At 41.9% G+C, this 18210-nt stretch carries 14 protein-coding genes, 10 tRNA genes, 2 rRNA genes and 1 riboswitch; all 26 genes read right to left on the bottom strand.

Features of this window, described 5'->3' with window-relative positions; genetic code table 11:
- Window positions 1-35 precede the first annotated feature (35 nt).
- The 26 genes from HW271_RS07990 to HW271_RS08115 all read right to left on the bottom strand — a co-directional run bounded on the left by HW271_RS07990 (window position 36) and on the right by HW271_RS08115 (window position 18171).
- Window positions 36-2468, bottom strand: coding sequence for an ATP-dependent Clp protease ATP-binding subunit (locus tag HW271_RS07990; RefSeq protein WP_178895547.1), 2433 nt, complete (start codon window positions 2466-2468; stop codon window positions 36-38).
- A 6-nt stretch (window positions 2469-2474) separates the two neighbouring features.
- Window positions 2475-2933, bottom strand: a complete 459-nt coding sequence (locus HW271_RS07995; protein ID WP_178895548.1) for a CtsR family transcriptional regulator — start codon at window positions 2931-2933, stop codon at window positions 2475-2477.
- A 326-nt stretch (window positions 2934-3259) separates the two neighbouring features.
- Window positions 3260-3559, bottom strand: coding sequence for a hypothetical protein (locus tag HW271_RS08000; protein ID WP_178895549.1), 300 nt, complete (start codon window positions 3557-3559; stop codon window positions 3260-3262).
- A 49-nt stretch (window positions 3560-3608) separates the two neighbouring features.
- A complete protein-coding gene (locus tag HW271_RS08005) occupies window positions 3609-3821 on the bottom strand; it encodes a hypothetical protein (RefSeq protein WP_178895550.1) in 213 nt (70 codons plus the stop codon).
- Between the two features lie 103 nt (window positions 3822-3924).
- Window positions 3925-4653, bottom strand: coding sequence for an ABC transporter ATP-binding protein (locus HW271_RS08010; protein ID WP_178895551.1), 729 nt, complete (start codon window positions 4651-4653; stop codon window positions 3925-3927).
- Entirely contained in the window at window positions 4653-5660 is a 1008-nt protein-coding gene (locus HW271_RS08015; protein WP_178895552.1) for an ABC transporter substrate-binding protein, read from the bottom strand. The genes HW271_RS08010 and HW271_RS08015 overlap by 1 nt, the downstream gene beginning before the upstream one ends.
- A 38-nt stretch (window positions 5661-5698) precedes the next feature.
- Window positions 5699-6457, bottom strand: coding sequence for an ABC transporter permease (locus HW271_RS08020; protein WP_178895553.1), 759 nt, complete (start codon window positions 6455-6457; stop codon window positions 5699-5701).
- Window positions 6420-6710 carry an MTH1187 family thiamine-binding protein gene (locus HW271_RS08025; protein WP_178895554.1) on the bottom strand — a complete coding sequence of 97 codons (291 nt, stop codon included), beginning with the start codon at window positions 6708-6710 and terminating at the stop codon, window positions 6420-6422. Before HW271_RS08025 ends, HW271_RS08020 begins: the two co-directional genes overlap by 38 nt.
- Window positions 6711-6784: 74 nt before the next feature.
- Window positions 6785-6887, bottom strand: a riboswitch (TPP riboswitch).
- Between the two features lie 78 nt (window positions 6888-6965).
- Complete coding sequence (gene cls / locus HW271_RS08030; protein WP_045613720.1) at window positions 6966-8498, bottom strand: cardiolipin synthase; 1533 nt, start codon at window positions 8496-8498, stop codon at window positions 6966-6968.
- 171 nt (window positions 8499-8669) lie between these two features.
- The gene (locus tag HW271_RS08035) at window positions 8670-9614 is read right to left on the bottom strand and encodes a 3-oxoacyl-[acyl-carrier-protein] synthase III C-terminal domain-containing protein (protein ID WP_178895555.1); all 945 of its coding nucleotides are present in this window, start codon (window positions 9612-9614) and stop codon (window positions 8670-8672) included.
- 14 nt (window positions 9615-9628) lie between these two features.
- A complete protein-coding gene (locus HW271_RS08040) occupies window positions 9629-10891 on the bottom strand; it encodes a F390 synthetase-related protein (protein WP_049495448.1) in 1263 nt (420 codons plus the stop codon).
- Window positions 10869-11684 (bottom strand): MBL fold metallo-hydrolase, encoded by an 816-nt coding sequence (locus HW271_RS08045; protein WP_178895556.1) that lies wholly within the window; start codon window positions 11682-11684, stop codon window positions 10869-10871. The genes HW271_RS08040 and HW271_RS08045 overlap by 23 nt, the downstream gene beginning before the upstream one ends.
- Window positions 11659-12639 (bottom strand): NAD(P)-dependent oxidoreductase, encoded by a 981-nt coding sequence (locus HW271_RS08050; protein ID WP_178895557.1) that lies wholly within the window; start codon window positions 12637-12639, stop codon window positions 11659-11661. The genes HW271_RS08045 and HW271_RS08050 overlap by 26 nt, the downstream gene beginning before the upstream one ends.
- Complete coding sequence (locus tag HW271_RS08055; protein WP_178895558.1) at window positions 12636-13910, bottom strand: glycosyltransferase; 1275 nt, start codon at window positions 13908-13910, stop codon at window positions 12636-12638. The genes HW271_RS08050 and HW271_RS08055 overlap by 4 nt, the downstream gene beginning before the upstream one ends.
- A 188-nt stretch (window positions 13911-14098) precedes the next feature.
- A tRNA-Pro gene (locus tag HW271_RS08060) sits at window positions 14099-14172 on the bottom strand.
- A gap of 14 nt (window positions 14173-14186) precedes the next feature.
- Window positions 14187-14260 (bottom strand) — tRNA-Arg (locus tag HW271_RS08065).
- Between the two features lie 11 nt (window positions 14261-14271).
- Window positions 14272-14357: transfer RNA gene (locus tag HW271_RS08070), tRNA-Leu, on the bottom strand.
- A 7-nt stretch (window positions 14358-14364) separates the two neighbouring features.
- Window positions 14365-14436, bottom strand: a tRNA-Gly gene (locus tag HW271_RS08075).
- A gap of 27 nt (window positions 14437-14463) precedes the next feature.
- Window positions 14464-14536, bottom strand: a tRNA-Thr gene (locus HW271_RS08080).
- 12 nt (window positions 14537-14548) lie between these two features.
- Window positions 14549-14630, bottom strand: a tRNA-Leu gene (locus HW271_RS08085).
- A 5-nt stretch (window positions 14631-14635) separates the two neighbouring features.
- Window positions 14636-14708, bottom strand: a tRNA-Lys gene (locus HW271_RS08090).
- Between the two features lie 18 nt (window positions 14709-14726).
- Window positions 14727-14799, bottom strand: a tRNA-Asp gene (locus HW271_RS08095).
- A 2-nt stretch (window positions 14800-14801) separates the two neighbouring features.
- Window positions 14802-14874: transfer RNA gene (locus HW271_RS08100), tRNA-Val, on the bottom strand.
- Between the two features lie 4 nt (window positions 14875-14878).
- Window positions 14879-14994: ribosomal RNA gene (gene rrf / locus HW271_RS08105) — 5S ribosomal RNA — on the bottom strand.
- A gap of 77 nt (window positions 14995-15071) precedes the next feature.
- Window positions 15072-17974 (bottom strand): 23S ribosomal RNA (locus HW271_RS08110).
- Window positions 17975-18098: 124 nt separating this feature from the next.
- Window positions 18099-18171 (bottom strand) — tRNA-Ala (locus HW271_RS08115).
- Window positions 18172-18210 lie beyond the last annotated feature (39 nt).

Below are 18210 nucleotides of genomic sequence, written 5' to 3' on the forward strand. Positions count from 1 at the left end.
TCTCTACTGTAACTGGAGTATCCTAGTTCTTGTTTTTATACAATGTCAAACTTCAATTGACCAGCTTTGACGCCAATCTTCAGTGTCTTACCTTCTTTCAGTTCACCTGTAAGAAGGAGTTCTGCTAGTTTGTCTTCTACTTCTGTTTGCAGAGTTCTGCGCAGTGGACGAGCCCCCATCTCTGGATCATAGCCTTGCTGAGCTAGAAGCTTCAGGGCAGATGCTTGGAGTTTCAAGTCAATTCCTTTTTCTGCCAGGCTTGCAATCAGTGGTTTGACCATAATCTTAACCACTTCCTGCATATCTTGACTTGACAAGCTATGGAAGACCACTTTTTCATCAATACGGTTGATGAACTCTGGACGATATGTCTTTTTCAACTCTTCAAACATTCGTTTTTCCATATTTTCCTGATCAAAACGAATATCCTTAGCTCCAAAACCGACTGTCTTGTCATCACGAAGAGCTGTCGCACCAAGGTTCGACGTCATGATAATGATGGTATTTGAAAAATCAACCTTACGGCCTTTACTGTCCGTCAAGACACCATCATCTAAGACCTGCAAGAGAACATTAAAGATATCTGGGTGAGCCTTTTCTACCTCGTCAAAAAGCAAGACTGAATATGGTTTATTGCGGACCTTCTCAGTCAACTCTCCACCTTCTTCATAGCCTACATAACCTGGAGGAGCTCCGTTGAGACGGCTAGCTGCAAATTTCTCCATGTACTCACTCATATCAAAGCGGATAAGGGCAGATTCGTCATCAAAGAGGACTTCTGCCAAAGCCTTAGCCAATTCAGTTTTACCAACACCAGTTGGTCCTAAGAACATAAAGGATCCAATTGGACGTTTGTTATTGCGAATACCTGATTGATTTCGGCGAATGGCACGACTGATACTAGATACTGCTTGTTCTTGCTCAATCACACGCTTGTGGAGTTCAGCTTCAAGATTGAGATACTTCTTAGCATCTGTTTGCGTCAATTTTTGAACTGGAATGCCTGACAAGCGACTCAAGGTTGTCAAAATATCAGATTCTTTTACGACATCTTTGTAAACAGGGGTTACCTGCTCTTTTGAAATGAGCTGCGCTGCTTGCTTCCATTTGCCATCCATCAAGGCCTTGTCAGCTGCTGTTAAACCTGACTCATCTGATTTCACATGTTTCGATTTGTTTTGGACTGTCGCTGCTGCTTCATCCAAAAGGTCAATCGCTGAGTCTGGCAAGTGACGGCTTGTCAAATAGCGATGCGCCATTTTAACAGCTGTTTCTACAGCATCGTCTGTAATTTGGACATGGTGGTGCTTCTCATAAGTTGCTTTCAAGCCCTGTAAGATAGCCATACTGTCAGCCACGCTCGGCTCCTCAATCATCACTTTTGCAAAGCGACGAGAAAGGGCTGCGTCTTTTTCGATGTGTTTTTGGTATTCTTCCTGAGTGGTGGCACCAACCGTTCTCAAAGTTCCACGCGCCAAGGCTGGCTTCAAGATATTGGCTGCATCCAAGGTCGAATCAATCCCGCTCCCTGAACCCATGATGGTATGGAGCTCATCTATAAAGAGAATAACCTGACCATCTTCCTCAATGTCTTTAATGATGTTGTTCATGCGCTCTTCAAAATCACCACGGAAACGTGTCCCTGCAACCACATTCATCAAATCGAGTTCTAAGACTCGCATCTTAGCCATTTCAACCGGTACATCTCCACTAGCAATTCGCTGAGCTAGTCCAAGTGCTAGAGCTGTTTTACCAACACCTGCGTCACCAACTAGTACAGGATTATTCTTTGTCTTCCGGCTCAAAATTTGAATCATACGAGAGATTTCTTGATCACGTCCGATAACTGGCTCCAATTTGCCTGAACGAGCTTGCTCTGTGAGATCATGAGTGTAATCTTCCAAACCACCACTTGGAGTTTGAGGCATGCCCATCATATTAGCCATGGAGTTTTGCTTATCTGCTACTGAGCGATGGCGCTGACGTAGAGCCTTCAAATCTTCCTTTGTCCAACCAGCACGCGCTTCAAGGCTACGACGAAGTCCAGCAATCTTGACTTGGTCCTTCTGGTCTTCATAAGAAAATCCTGCTTTTTCCAAAATGCGAGTAGCTAAAGCATTGCCGTCATGCAAGATTGCGTAGAGAAGGTGCTCAGTTCCCAATGCTTTTGCATGTACAACGGAGGCAACATGTTCCGCCTCCAACATCAAGACGTTTAAACGATAGGAAAAAGGGAGTTCCTTGTAATCTTCCTTGTGGTTAAAGTTTGCCTCTGTTAATTCAACAGCTACCTCCTCTAAACGATCAATTTCATATGGAAACTCGTTCAAAGTTGCTCCAGCAACACTGTAGCTATGATTAGCCATAGCAATCAGTAGGTGCCAAGACTCCAGGTAGTCTGCTCCAAAGCGACTCGCCACTAGAAAGGCACTGTCTATACATTCTCTCAATGCTTTTGAATATTCCATTAAATTTTATTTTCCTTTTCTATCTACTTCATGCAATATCTGACGAAGCATATTCGCACGAATATAATCAGCTTCCTCGCCCAAAACACGATCTGAGGCCGTTGCAACTAACAGATTCATCTCCTGACGAGTCAAGAGTTCTTGTTCAAGTAAAAGTTTTAAAACATCTTCAAAGATAACTTGGCTGACTTCTTCACCCACTGAATACAACAAATCGCGGAGCATATCATGATGGTTAGAAAATTCAATTCGACCAATGCGAATATAACCCCCACCACCACGTTTACTCTCAACTAGATATCCTCTACTCTCTGTAAAACGAGTTTTAATCACATAGTTAATCTGGCTAGGTACCACTTGAAAGGTATCCGCTAGCTGGCTTCGTTGCAATTCTACGATACCAGATTGTTCTAAAATTGCCTTGATATAGGCTTCAATATGATCCGATGTATTTTTAAATTTCATAGCTTGCTACCTCCTTCTTAAACTTTGACTATCTTTGACTATACTATCATTTACGACTCTATAAGTCAAACTTTTAGGGCTTAATCCTTGAAAATACTGACTTTTAAAATTGCTCCCGATAGCAAACTATGCCTTATTCCATTCTCTATTCTACACTTATGTTATAATAACAAAATTACACCTAGCTTTCAAATCCTTTGAAAGTATGTTATTTATCATCAAATCTAAGAAATATTTCGTAAAGTCTAGAAAAAAACTTCGGTATCATTAATGGTATACCGAAGTTTTTTGTAGTGTGAATTTTTCACAGTTTTTTCTACTATAGTTCATATTCTATCCGAGAAAAAATCTCTCCAGTAAGGATTTTCTCTATCAAAAATTCTAACTTCTTCTTCAGTCATATTGTGAGGATAATCACGAAAAAGGTTATAAATTTTTTTCTGGTCAAAGCTGAATAATATTTCTCCTCTAACATCTATCTTATCAATCCACCAAACTTTTGACTCTTCACTATCTTTGTAAAAATCACTGTACCCTTCAAGATTAGACTCCGAAGTAATGAGTTCATCTATTTCATCAGATGAGTCTGTTTTGTTATAGTCATTTAGTTCATTATTTAACATCATTCATGCTCTTTCTATCATCTATTGCAATAATGTGTCCATATTTTTTATTTTAAGATATTTGTAGAAAAACTTCATCCCATATATCTACTAAACTTTTACCATCAAAAACTTTAGCTTCCATAGCTTCATCAATTGTATCAAACTTCTGACCTTCATAATCATAACCAGCTACACAAATGCTAGATAAGAAACAAGCACCTCGGCCATTAACATTAAATTCAAGATCTGTGTCTAAATATTTTTTAATTTCATCTTTTTTCATCATAACACCATAAGTCAATTATATCACTTTTTATCTATCAGAATTTCCATTTATAGACAAAAAAGAGATGGCAAAGTATCAACCTCACCAACTCTCTATATTTCTAATTATTCAAGCCCAATTCCTCTAAAATTTTCCGTTTATAGGCAATTTTTTGAACTTCCTTGTCTTCAGTTTCAGACCAGTCGAGTTTGACTTCAGAAACAATCTGTCCCGGGCGATTTTTCAAGATATAAATCCGATCACTAAGGTTAAGGGCCTCCTCGATACTATGGGTGATGATAAGTGTCGTCAGGCCTAGCTGTTTATGAATATCAAGATACCAGGCATGAAGTTCCATTTTGGTCATCTCATCCAAGGCACTAAATGCCTCGTCTAGAAGAAAAAGCTTATGTCCGAAAAGATAGGTACGAAGTAAAGCCACACGCTGGCGCATCCCACCACTGAGTTCATGAGGGTACTTATCCCTTACAGCCGTCAACTGAAAGGTAGCAAGAATTTCATCTGCTTTGGCAATAGCTTCTGCCTTATCTACCTTTTGAATTAAGAGGGGCAAGATGATATTTCCTAGCACCGTCTTATGTTCCAAAAGCAGATCCTTTTGTAACATATAGCTCACGCGCCCCTTAGGATTTTCCTCTCCGTCAAGAATGATTCGTCCTGACTGGACTTCTAAAATGCCTGCAATCAGGTTAAAGAGGGTTGTCTTTCCTACACCACTGGGGCCTAGGATAGAGACAACTTCACCTGAAGTCACTTGCAGGTTAATATCCTCTAAAATCTTTTCATCATCGTAGGCATAGCTTACGTGTTCTAGTCTAATTTCTGTCATTATTTTACAAATTCGTTGGTAAATCCTTTATCAGTCAAGTCTTCCTTGAGGATTCCATTTTCCTTATCCCATTTGTAGAAGGCATTCCAGCGATCGGCATCAAATTGTCCCCATTTTTCCTTGTCACTTGCATATTCTTTTGACAAGTATTTCTGAGATTCGATGACAAAGTCACGTTTATCTTTGAGTTCAGGTGCATTTTTGATGAGGATATCTGCAGCTTCTTCTGGGTGCTCCATGGCATATTGGTAGCCTTTTTTGATGGCTTGGATAACTTTACGAGCTTCTTCTTTATTGTCTTTCAGATAATCGTTGTTAGCGATGATAACTGGTGAGTAGTAGTCAAACTCTTTTACATAGTCTTTCAAATACATAAAGTTTGCATCCACACCTTGAGATTTGGCAAGGATTCCATCCCAACCATAATAAATCCAAGCAGAGTCAAATACGCCGTTGGCAATCGGTGTGATAGAGTTTGAGTCGTTATTTGGTACTTTTTCAACCTTCTCAAAGTCTCCACCTTGAGATTCTACCAAGGTTTTCAACATAGCAAGCTCAGTCGGGTCATTCCAGGTTCCGTATTTCTTACCAACCAAATCTTTTGGACTATTGATATTGTCAGACTTACGAGAGATAATTCCTGATGTATTGTGTTCTACAATCGCTGCAACGGCAGTAATGCCTGCCCCTTTTTCCAATTTCTTAGCCATATAGTCTTGGAAATAGATAGCGAATGGCGCCTTACCGTTGATTACTAAATCAGATGAACTCTCTTCTGGTGGCAATTTCAAATCAACGTCCACTCCAGCTTCCTTGAAATAGCCTTTTTCCTTAGCTACATAAAGTCCTGTGTGGTTGGTATTTGGTGTCCAGTCTAGGATAAAGTCAATTTTTTTGAGTTCTGCTTCTTTGTTATCCTTAGAAGCAGTTCCTTGACCACAAGCCACAAGCACGACAGCTACAAGAGCTGTTACAATCGTTAAAAACACTTTCCATTTTTTCTTCATTTTTATTTCCTCTTTTCTTTTTCTCAAACGTTATTGTTCTATGAACGTTTCCATTTAATCACATATTTTTCACTGACATCGACCAACTTCATACCCAGAAGGCTGATAAGCGATACCAGAATAATAATCGCAAACATGGTATCATACTGAAACAGTTTCTTGGACTGAATCATGTAGACACCAAGTCCTTCAAAGCCTCCCAACCACTCGGATACAACTGTTGTGATAAAGGCGTAGGAGACACTGACCCTCAATCCTGCATAAAAGTAGGGCAGGCTGACAGGGATTTTAAAATGCCAAAGGATTTGCCAAGGATTTGCTCGCATCAAACTAAACAAGGTCAGCATGTCCTTGTCACAATGCCTAAATCCATCCAAAATACTGACGATGATAGGAAAAGTTGTCGTCAAGATAATCAAGACAATCTTGGGCAAGATTCCATAACCAAGCCACAAAACCAGAATAGGCGCTATGGCAATGGTCGGTATGGTCTGGACAACCACCATCATTGGGTAAATCAGGTCATTTAACCAGCCCAGACTATCCATAAGGACGGCCATGATACAGGCTATCAAGACACCCAAGACCAAACCTAACAAGGCTACTCTCAAGGTTGCCCAGCTGTGGTACCAGAGAAATTCTCTGTCACGAACAAAAGACTGAAGGATTTCAAGTGGTGTCGGCAAGATAAACTTTGGTAAGAGTTTTAACAAACCCGCTACCTGCCAAAGAGATAAGACACCCAAAAATCCTAGCAGACTAATGTGCCGTCTCATTATATTTTTCAAGTTTCTCATCGATGCTTAAAATCTCTCCTACATTTATTTTCACATTGGCAAAAACATTGTCTGCCCCTTGACCTGCCACTTCTAATGCTTCTTTGAGAATGCGCATGAGTTGATCAAAGTCTCCCTCTAAGACCGTTTCAAAGGGTGTCACTACCATAGTCACTCCTTGAGCTTGCAGATAAGCAATGACTTGATCAATAACAGCTATGCGGTCAATCCCTTGTGACAGGGGTAGGACTTGTAAAGCAATGCTTGCTTTCATTAAAACCTCCTTCTAAGTTACAGTTTTTCTTTGAAAAAAAGAAAAACCTCTTTCATATATGAAAAAGGTGCAAAATTAGGCCAAGTATCGTTCCCTACGCTGGCATTACCCAGATCAGGTGCGGTCGAAGTTTAACACTTCCTCTCAGACTGTACACAGACTCCCATATATTATATGGACATATGATAACGAAAAATAAATAAGATGTCAAGGAAACTGCTTACAGAAAAAGAGACGAAAAACCGTCTCTTTCAATTAAAGCATAGGTGCAAATAACTGTGTTACTTCTTTAATCATCATTTGATACCATGTAGGATTTATGGTATCCGAGAAGATTTCTTGAGATTGTTCAAAAATTTCTTCAAAATCTTTGCGAATATCCGCGATTGACTCTGTTTTGTAGAGTAGTACTGCATTTTCATAGTGGTGGACCAAGCTACGATAATCCAAGTTAATCGTACCCACAGCCGCAAATCGATCATCAACAATCATTTGCTTACTATGGATAAAACCAGGTGTGTATTCAAAAATGCGAACACCCGCAGATAAAAGATCTGGATAAGCTCCCCGTGTTACAAGTTGAATGAGTTTCTTATCTGGTATGTGGGGTGTGACTATTCTCACATCTACACCTCGCATCGCCGCATTCTTTATATCCTCTGTTAAATCATAATCGATAATGAGATAAGGCGTTGTGATATAAACAAAATCCTCTGCTTGATTAATCAGATTTTGATAGACAATTTTACCCACCTTCATCTGGTAGATTGGTTTCGGTCCACTACCGTATGGGATACAAAGACCACTACCAGACCGTGTCTGATTTTCCAAATGATACTGATCAAAGTCACTGATTTCCCCACGGTTGATGTACCAGTTCATGAGAAATAGTCTGGTAAAGGCTTGAGTCGCCGGACCATCTATCCGAATTCCACTATCTTTCCAGTGTCCAAAACGTTCAATATGATTGATATATTCGTCTGCGAGGTTGATCCCACCAGTGTAGGAAATCTGCCCATCAATGACCAAGATTTTACGGTGGTCACGGTTGTTATAGGCCACTGTCATACGAGGAATCACCTTATTAAACTTATGAGCATCAATTCCTTTAGACCGCAAATAAACAGTATAATCCCCAGGCAAAGTCACCATACAACCAATATCGTCATAGAGCATCTTGACTTCAACACCCTGAGCAGCTTTTTCTTCGAGAATTTCGAGCATGCTATCCCACATCAAGCCCTCTTCGACAATATAGTATTCAAGAAAAATAAACTTTTCAGCTCTTTTAAGATCCTTCAGCATCTGTTGCCACATTTCCTCGCCACTTGCGAAAAATTGTGAATCTGTCTGGTCATAGACTTCTGCATTACTATCCATATGTAGCAAGGCATTGATAATTCCATAAGCTGATTTATCTGTCTCCTGTAGCTGCAGATGGAGTTGGCGCCCATTATTCTCATGAAATGCAATAGAATTCAATTCCTGGAGTTGTTTCAGTTCTTTTTTTGATAGCCTTCTTTCACCGAACATGAGATAAAGCAGTGGACCAAACACCGGCACAAAGGTCACAATCAACCAAGTCACCTTGCTCTCAGGAGACATGGAGCGATTGACAATCGCTATAACAGTTGCTACGCTAACCAGAAATACAAGGGAAACCCAAACAAGCGGAGCAATCTGACTCATGTAAAGAATAATGCCAAAAATAACAAATAATTCTATCAGAATTATCGCAATACTAAAGCCATACTTGGACATCAATAATCGAAATTTTCTTGTCCCCATATCTCCCTCTCAATTTCTAAGTCTACTCCCTAATTCAACGTCTGAAAACGCTTGTCACCTTCTAGTATACTTAGTTTCATAAAACTTAGCAAGCTTTTTCCTGTTTAGGCCGATACTTCTACCTATAAAATCATTTAAAAAGCAGGCAATTTACATGTGCCTGCTCTCGTTTTACAATTTCAACGCCAACATATTAACCGTCATACCAGCTGCAGTCCCCATTAAGAAGATAGTATCTCCTTCCTTCACATAGCCATGATCGAGTGCATAGGCCAAGCCAAAAGGTACCGCAACGGAAACCATATTCCCATACTCACTGACAATATTGAGATACTTGTCTTTGTTAACTCCTAATTTATCCATAACAAGTGGTAATGCTCGACTAGCTTGGTGGGGAATAATATAGTCTACAGCATCTTTAGAAATACCAGATTTCTCTTGGAATTCTTGGAACATTTCTGGAATGACACGAGCAGAAAGCAAGAGGATTTTCTTCCCTTTCATATCAAACATGAAATTGGTCTTCGTTTCTTCAGAGTACTCTTTTGGTTGATATGAAGTCAAACCTCCACGGATTTCAGTATCGTGGGCTCCCTCTGACCAAGTACGTTGAAGGCTTGCTATCACTCCCTTATCCTTGTCACTTGCTTGGAAAATAAAGGCTGCAGCTCCATCACCAAAGAGTTCATAACTTTCTTTTTGCTTTGGATTAAGGCCCAAGCTACCAACTTCACTGGATACAATCAAAACACGATGGTATTCCCCAGCTTCAATCAAATGTGACATGGTTGATAAAGCAGAGATAAAACTTGTACAAGTGGTATTAATATCCATAGCCGGGATAGAGAGCCCTTTTGCCACACGTTCATGAATCAAAGCTGCCGTACAAGGAATCGGCTGAACACCAACCGCACTAGCTGATACCAGGCAATCAATGTCTTTCATACTCAAATTTGCATTTTCAAGAGCAGCTTGGATAGCTGCTTCTGCCAAATCTAGTTGCGTTTCTTCATTTTCAACCACACGATGACGGGTCTGGTCTTTAAATTGCACCGTATTTTTTGGAAGGCAGACTCCATAACCTGCAATTTCTACATGTCTTTTTACTTCTGTCATAATTTTTTGTCCTTTCATAAACGTTGGATACGTTTGAGCTTACGACTTGTATCCCAGTGATAATCTGAAAATTGTATTTCAGGTTCTTTAAACTCTTTTTGTTGCGCCAAAAGTAGAAACTGCTCTGTAATCGCTGTTTCTACTTGCTCATCTCTTCGACTCAAACAAACTTCCACTAGCTTATCAGAATGTTGTTTGACTTGGTAATCTCCAACATTCTCCACAAAGAGAATGCAACGTCTGATAAAGTCAGGATAAATCGTTACCTGACCTCCGTCCTGTCCATCAAAATAGAAGATGTCGTCAGAACGCCCTTCGACCTTGTCAATCCTTGTGTAATGAGATCCACATGGACAAGGTTCAGGATTCTCAACCAAGATATCGTTGAGCTGGTAGCAATAAACAGGCTGACTGCTTCGTTTAAAATCCGTAATCACTGGATAAAAACGTCGTTCATCCAAGTAGTGTTTTTCTACAAATATGATATCTTCATTGAGATGAAGATTCCCAGCAGAGCAAGTGCAAGCTAGGAAACCTTCGGTTGCCTGGTAGACTTGGTCAATAATCGGCAACTCAAAAGCGCTCAAAATTCGCTCTTTATCACTATCTTCCAAGATTTCAGCCACCGAAACGATTTTTTGTGGACGAATCCTTAATTCTCCTATCTTTAGGCGCTTACTCAATTCAATCAACATAGAAGCAGGTGCCACTACAATGGTCGGTTGATAACTATTGAGACGCTCTATGTGCTCATCTGTATTCTTGAAAATATCAAAGTACTCTAAACGAATAAGTGCCGTATTGATGGTCTGATAGAGTTCATTATCCGCTCTGAGGAAAAAGGCTATGCGGTGTCCAAAAAGTTGGCCCTTGGGCAACATCTTTGCCAAGATAGCTGCTGCCCACATACTTCTCTCTTTTTCAGTTGTGATAAAAAGTCCCCGGTGTCCAGATGTTCCAGAAGACAAACCAACAGCTATTTCTCCCTTGAGCTCTGTAAAATTCCTGGTCTTTTCACTTTCGATAGCCAAATCCAAGGCCTCGTCTCGATCCACACCTTGAGTATTAAGCTCATTGAAATGCGTCATCATAAAAGCCTTATCCATATGATCAAAGTCGTTAGGTACACCATTTTTAAAATAAGGTGATTCACGTTTGAGAAAATCCATATAGGCAGCCAGTTGCTTTTTCTGATAGTTTTCTAATTCTTCTCGAGATCTAAAGTTATGAAGCCAGCGAGTTTGGATAAAAGTTTTAAGAAAGGTTATTTTTTTCATACAAAATCCGCTCAATCCTTTCTACAGGGTCATGGCTAACTAGCACTTCTATTCCATCCTTTAAAACCTCTTCCAAGAGCTCCGTTCCTTTGATATAGTCATCCTTACTATCTTGCACCAAGGAAGGAATCAGATGCATCTGTTTCGTGTAGGGTAAAAGGTCAATTCCCCAACAAAGATCTGCTGCGATAAAGAGATCATAATCTGGAATAAAGAGACAAGCTTGCCCCTTAGCATGCCCATTTATCGAAGCTACAAGGATACTTCCGTCTCCAAAAAGATCGATGGTAGGGCGATACTTAAAGTTAGCATTTTGTTGATTTGCCTTGATGACTGTCAATCTTTCCTCAAAGTCACTCGGCAAAAATTCTTTAAAAATTAAATCTTTTAGTTTTGGTTTCTTGTAAACATCATAGACTTCCTGGGTCAGGATAAAGTTTGCATTCGGAAAGAAGCTAGCCCCTCCCAAATGATCTGGATGTAGATGAGACAACAAGACATAGTTAATTTCTTCTGGCTTGATCCCTTTAGATTTCAGCATGTGCAAAATCTGATCTTTCTCCGTCATTTGAACTGGCGTCCCCAAACGGTAAAAAGCATAACGAAGTTTCGTCTTAATATCATAGTGATAGCCAGTATCATAGAGAAAATATCCTTTATCCCTGTGCTTGATAAGGAACACTCCTGCAGGGAAAGTCATCTTTCTATTCTTGACACCCTTAAAAAGCAAACCGGCATAACTCGTACAATATCCGGCTGGGAAATACTCAATGCTTTCGATAATCTTGGACATATTGTTCAATCCCTTCTGAAATACTAATTTTCGGATGATACCCCAATTCCCTCTCGGCCTTGCTAATATCCAGCGTTTGACTATAGCGAAGCAGGTAATAGGTATAGCGTGTCAGAGCTGGCTCCCCTTTAAGGTTTAAGGTCTTGTATATAAATTCTAAACTACTTGCAATTCTTGATAAGAGAGATGCTGGAATTTTTCTATATTTGATTGGATAACCCAGACCTGTCAAACTTTCCTCTAGCAAATCTCTAAAAGCCCTCGGTTCACCATTAGTAATGTTATAAACCTCACCTTTTGCTTCTGGAGCTTCCAAAGCTGAACGAATTGCTAAAGCAACATTTTCCACACAGGTCATGTCCATGAGCTGACGTCCATCTCCAATCAAAGGAATTCCAATTTTTTGACTAAGTTTAATCACCCGTGGCAAGATGCTGGTATCTCCAATCCCAAAAAGTCCACGAGGTCTCAAGATGATACTCGGAACATCTGGATAATCTTTAAAGAGTTTCTCCGAAGCCAATTTACTGCGGATATAGTTATTGAGATTATTTTCCTCTGGAGCATCACTTTCTTTGATAGCCAACTGATCCTTAGGAGCAGCATAGATGCTTGGTGAGGATACATAGACTAAACGTTGAATACCTTTTTGGCGACATGCCTCGAGAACATATTTGGTTCCTAAAACATTAGTCTGATAAAAATCTTCCCAAGGGCCCCAAACTGTTGACAGAGCTCCCGCATGAACGACCAAATCCATCCCCTTGCAAGCCTCTAGCACATCATCAGCTTTGGTCAAATCACCCTGAAAAAAACTAACCGAAGAATTCTCTAAAGAGCAACCAACCTTACTGCTTCTACCAAAAGCTCGAACCTGATAGCCATGCACGACTAATTCTTCTACAACATATTTACCCAGGAAACCTGTCGCTCCAGTTACTAAAACTGTTTTCATTTTTCCTTCTCCTTATCTTCTAGCAGACGATGGATTTCTCTCTCTAACATTTCCGTCGGATGATAAGACTGTGCTGCTTGGCGCAAAGTCTCTAATTCTGGCCAATTTTCTTTAGCTAACAGCTCCTCAAAGGCTTGTCCAATGGCCTTACTATTATCTCTTTTAGCTGAGAAAGCAACACCGGCTTCAACCCCACGAACGGCATAATCAAATTGATCATAATCATGAGGTAATATCAAAGCTGGTTTACCATAAATGATACATTGATAAAAAATCCCAGCTCCCCCGTGATGAATCACGTAATCCATCTGGGGAATGTACTCCTTATAAGGTAGATAAGAAACTACGGAAAGGTTCTCCATGAGATTTTCACATTGGAAGGTCTCTCCACCTACACCACGAGTCACAAAAAAGTGACAATCAGGATGAGCTTTTGCAAGTTGCGTAGCTTGATAAATAAGATTTTCTTTTGCCCAAGCAAGTTGTGTACCACAAGTCACTAAGACTTTCTTTTGATTAGAAAAGGTTGATAAATCTAACGGATAGTCCTTTCCAGCCTCTACTGAAGCTCCTGAAGGCCCCACCCACTTGTAATGTTTTGGAAATCCTTTTTTTAACTCCACTTCTTTCATACCAATACCAAGAATTGAATATGGAGAATATATGGTCTCTTGACCGAGTTGATTATACAATTTAAAATTATATCTTTTTAAGCGATTCCGAAGCAGAAAAGATACAATTCGTTTCACTAAACGAGTTGCTTTTCTACCTAGGAATTGGACCGAAACTTGCCAACCATTCTTGGAACTTCCCAGTCCACCAAAGAAACAAGGAGGACCATCTGTCGTTTCAATCGCAAACTGGGTAGCCATAGTTGATATCCACGGAATTCCAAGTTGATTAGCTACTAAACCACCTGACAAGGTTATAAAATCAGCTACGACAATATCTGGCCGATCCTTGCTCCACTCATCAAATAATTGATCTGAAACTAAGTTAATTAAATCAATACTTGAAGAAAGTTGATGATAGGCCGATAAAATTCCTAATTGCTGATCATTATTTGCAGCACATTCAAAATCCTCAATGTGATTTTCTAGTATGGGAACTACATGAAAACCAGCAGCTTGACAAACAGCTTTCTTTTGAGGACCTGTAAACAAACGAATCTTATACTTAGGATTGTTAAGTAGAGGTGCTAATAAATTCATTGTTGGGTACAAATGACCACTTAAAGGGACAACCACAACATCAATATTGATTCTTTTCATATGTCTAGAATACCAAAAATTAAAAAAAAGAACTATCGATAAGATAATTCTTTACTTATTTATTAGTTTTGACATAAAAAGGTAACGAAACATTTAAGAAAGTGCAATGTGAATTTACAGATAATAATGATAAAAATCAAATATAAAAATAAAAAAAAGGCAACTGCCTCAATTTAAGTATTGACCAATCGGGAAGACAGGATTCGAACCTGCGACACCTTGGTCCCAAACCAAGTACTCTACCAAGCTGAGCTACTTCCCGAGTTAAATGTTTAATGCACCCTAGAGGAGTCGAACCTCTAACCGCCTGATTCGTAGTCAGGTACTCTATCCAGTTGAGCTAAGGGTGCTCTTCAATATATGCCGAGGACCGGAATCGAACCGGTACGATCGTTACCAATCGCAGGATTTTAAGTCCTGTGCGTCTGCCAGTTCCGCCACCCCGGCCTCTCTAAGCGAACGACGGGATTCGAACCCGCGACCCCCACCTTGGCAAGGTGGTGTTCTACCACTGAACTACGTTCGCATCGACTCTGGTTTATATTAAAAAAAATGCCGGCTACATGACTTGAACACGCGACCCTCTGATTACAAATCAGATGCTCTACCAACTGAGCTAAGCCGGCTGATTTCTATTATGCGGGTTAAGGGACTTGAACCCCCACGCCGTTAAGCGCCAGATCCTAAATCTGGTGCGTCTGCCAATTCCGCCAAACCCGCAAATATGACCCGTACTGGGCTCGAACCAGTGACCCATTGATTAAAAGTCAATTGCTCTACCAACTGAGCTAACGAGTCAAATAACTTTCGTTATTACGGTCCCGACGGGAATCGAACCCGCGATCTTCGCCGTGACAGGGCGACGTGATAACCGCTACACTACGGGACCTATGGGAGTTAACGGGATCGAACCGCTGACCCTCTGCTTGTAAGGCAGATGCTCTCCCAGCTGAGCTAAACTCCCTCGAGCTAAGCGACTTCCATATCTCACAGGGGGCAACCCCCAACTACTTCCGGCGTTCTAGGGCTTAACTTCTGTGTTCGGCATGGGTACAGGTGTATCTCCTAGGCTATCGTCACTTAACTCTGAGTAATACCTACTCAAAATTGAATATCTATCAAATTCCAAGAAAACCTTCACACTTCGTATTCTCAGTTACTTTGGATAAGTCCTCGAGCTATTAGTATTAGTCCGCTACATGTGTCGCCACACTTCCACTTCTAACCTATCTACCTGATCATCTCTCAGGGCTCTTACTGATATAAAATCATGGGAAATCTCATCTTGAGGTGGGTTTCACACTTAGATGCTTTCAGCGTTTATCCCTTCCCTACATAGCTACCCAGCGATGCCTTTGGCAAGACAACTGGTACACCAGCGGTAAGTCCACTCTGGTCCTCTCGTACTAGGAGCAGATCCTCTCAAATTTCCTACGCCCGCGACGGATAGGGACCGAACTGTCTCACGACGTTCTGAACCCAGCTCGCGTGCCGCTTTAATGGGCGAACAGCCCAACCCTTGGGACCGACTACAGCCCCAGGATGCGACGAGCCGACATCGAGGTGCCAAACCTCCCCGTCGATGTGAACTCTTGGGGGAGATAAGCCTGTTATCCCCAGGGTAGCTTTTATCCGTTGAGCGATGGCCCTTCCATACGGAACCACCGGATCACTAAGCCCGACTTTCGTCCCTGCTCGAGTTGTAGCTCTCGCAGTCAAGCTCCCTTATACCTTTACACTCTGCGAATGATTTCCAACCATTCTGAGGGAACCTTTGGGCGCCTCCGTTACCTTTTAGGAGGCGACCGCCCCAGTCAAACTGCCCGTCAGACACTGTCTCCGATAGGGATCACCTATCCGGGTTAGAGTGGCCATAACACAAGGGTAGTATCCCAACAACGTCTCCTTCGAAACTGGCGTCCCGATCTCATAGACTCCTACCTATCCTGTACATGTGGTACAGACACTCAATATCAAACTGCAGTAAAGCTCCATGGGGTCTTTCCGTCCTGTCGCGGGTAACCTGCATCTTCACAGGTACTAAAATTTCACCGAGTCTCTCGTTGAGACAGTGCCCAAATCATTACGCCTTTCGTGCGGGTCGGAACTTACCCGACAAGGAATTTCGCTACCTTAGGACCGTTATAGTTACGGCCGCCGTTTACTGGGGCTTCAATTCATACCTTCGAGTTACCTCTAAGCACTCCTCTTAACCTTCCAGCACCGGGCAGGCGTCACCCCCTATACATCATCTTACGATTTAGCAGAGAGCTGTGTTTTTGATAAACAGTTGCTTGGGCCTATTCACTGCGGCTGACCTAAAGTCAGCACCCCTTCTCCCGAAGTTACGGGGTCATTTTGCCGAGTTCCTTAACGAGAGTTCTCTCGCTCACCTGAGGCTACTCGCCTCGACTACCTGTGTCGGTTTGCGGTACGGGTAGAGTATGTTTAAACGCTAGAAGCTTTTCTTGGCAGTGTGACGTCACTAACTTCGCTACTAAACTTCGCTCCCCATCACAGCTCAATGTTATAGAATTAAGCATTTAACTCAATTCACACCTCACTGCTTAGACAGACACTTCCAATCGTCTGCTTTAGTTAGCCTACTGCGTCCCTCCATCACTACATACTCTAGTACAGGAATATCAACCTGTTGTCCATCGGATACACCTTTCGGTCTCTCCTTAGGTCCCGACTAACCCAGGGCGGACGAGCCTTCCCCTGGAAACCTTAGTCTTACGGTGGACAGGATTCTCACCTGTCTTTCGCTACTCATACCGGCATTCTCACTTCTATGCGTTCCAGCGCTCCTCACGGTACACCTTCGCCACACATAGAACGCTCTCCTACCATACCTATAAAGGTATCCACAGCTTCGGTAAATTGTTTTAGCCCCGGTACATTTTCGGCGCAGGGTCACTCGACTAGTGAGCTATTACGCACTCTTTGAATGAATAGCTGCTTCTAAGCTAACATCCTAGTTGTCTGTGCAACCCCACATCCTTTTCCACTTAACAATTATTTTGGGACCTTAGCTGGTGGTCTGGGCTGTTTCCCTTTCGACTACGGATCTTAGCACTCGCAGTCTGACTGCCGACCATAATTCATTGGCATTCGGAGTTTATCTGAGATTGGTAATCCGGGATGGACCCCTCACCCAAACAGTGCTCTACCTCCAAGAATCTTGATGTCGACGCTAGCCCTAAAGCTATTTCGGAGAGAACCAGCTATCTCCAAGTTCGTTTGGAATTTCTCCGCTACCCACAAGTCATCCAAGCACTTTTCAACGTGCCCTGGTTCGGTCCTCCAGTGCGTCTTACCGCACCTTCAACCTGCTCATGGGTAGGTCACATGGTTTCGGGTCTACGACATAATACTAAAGCGCCCTATTCAGACTCGGTTTCCCTACGGCTCCGTCTCTTCAACTTAACCTCGCATCATATCGTAACTCGCCGGTTCATTCTACAAAAGGCACGCTCTCACCCATTAACGGGCTCGAACTTGTTGTAGGCACACGGTTTCAGGTTCTATTTCACTCCCCTCCCGGGGTGCTTTTCACCTTTCCCTCACGGTACTGGTTCACTATCGGTCACTAGGGAGTATTTAGGGTTGGGAGATGGTCCTCCCAGATTCCGACGGGATTTCACGTGTCCCGCCGTACTCAGGATACTGCTAGGTACAAAGACTATTTAAAATACGAGGCTCTCACTCTCTTTGGCTGATTTTCCCAAACCATTCTTCTATAATCTTTGTGTCCACATTGCAGTCCTACAACCCCGAAGAGTAAACTCTTCGGTTTGCCCTCCTGCCGTTTCGCTCGCCGCTACTAAGGCAATCGCTTTTGCTTTCTCTTCCTGCAGCTACTTAGATGTTTCAGTTCACTGCGTCTTCCTCCTCATATCCTTAACAGATATGGGTAACAGGTAGTACCTGTTGGGTTCCCCCATTCGGAAATCCCTGGATCATCGCTTACTTACAGCTACCCAAGGCATATCGTCGTTTGTCACGTCCTTCTTCGGCTCCTAGTGCCAAGGCATCCACCGTGCGCCCTTATTAACTTAACCTTATTTTTTGACCTTTCAGTCATAAACTCTTATTAATACTACAGCGTTTTCGGTTTATTTTCTTGTTACTATTTGATATAGATATTCAATTTTCAATGTGCATTACTTGGTGATCTCTCACCAATGGAGCCTAGCGGGATCGAACCGCTGACCTCCTGCGTGCAAAGCAGGCGCTCTCCCAGCTGAGCTAAGGCCCCACAAGACCTCTCAAGACTAAACAAGACCAATGTGCATTC

The sequence above is a fragment of the Streptococcus sp. oral taxon 061 genome (assembly GCF_013394695.1).
Lineage (GTDB): Bacteria > Bacillota > Bacilli > Lactobacillales > Streptococcaceae > Streptococcus.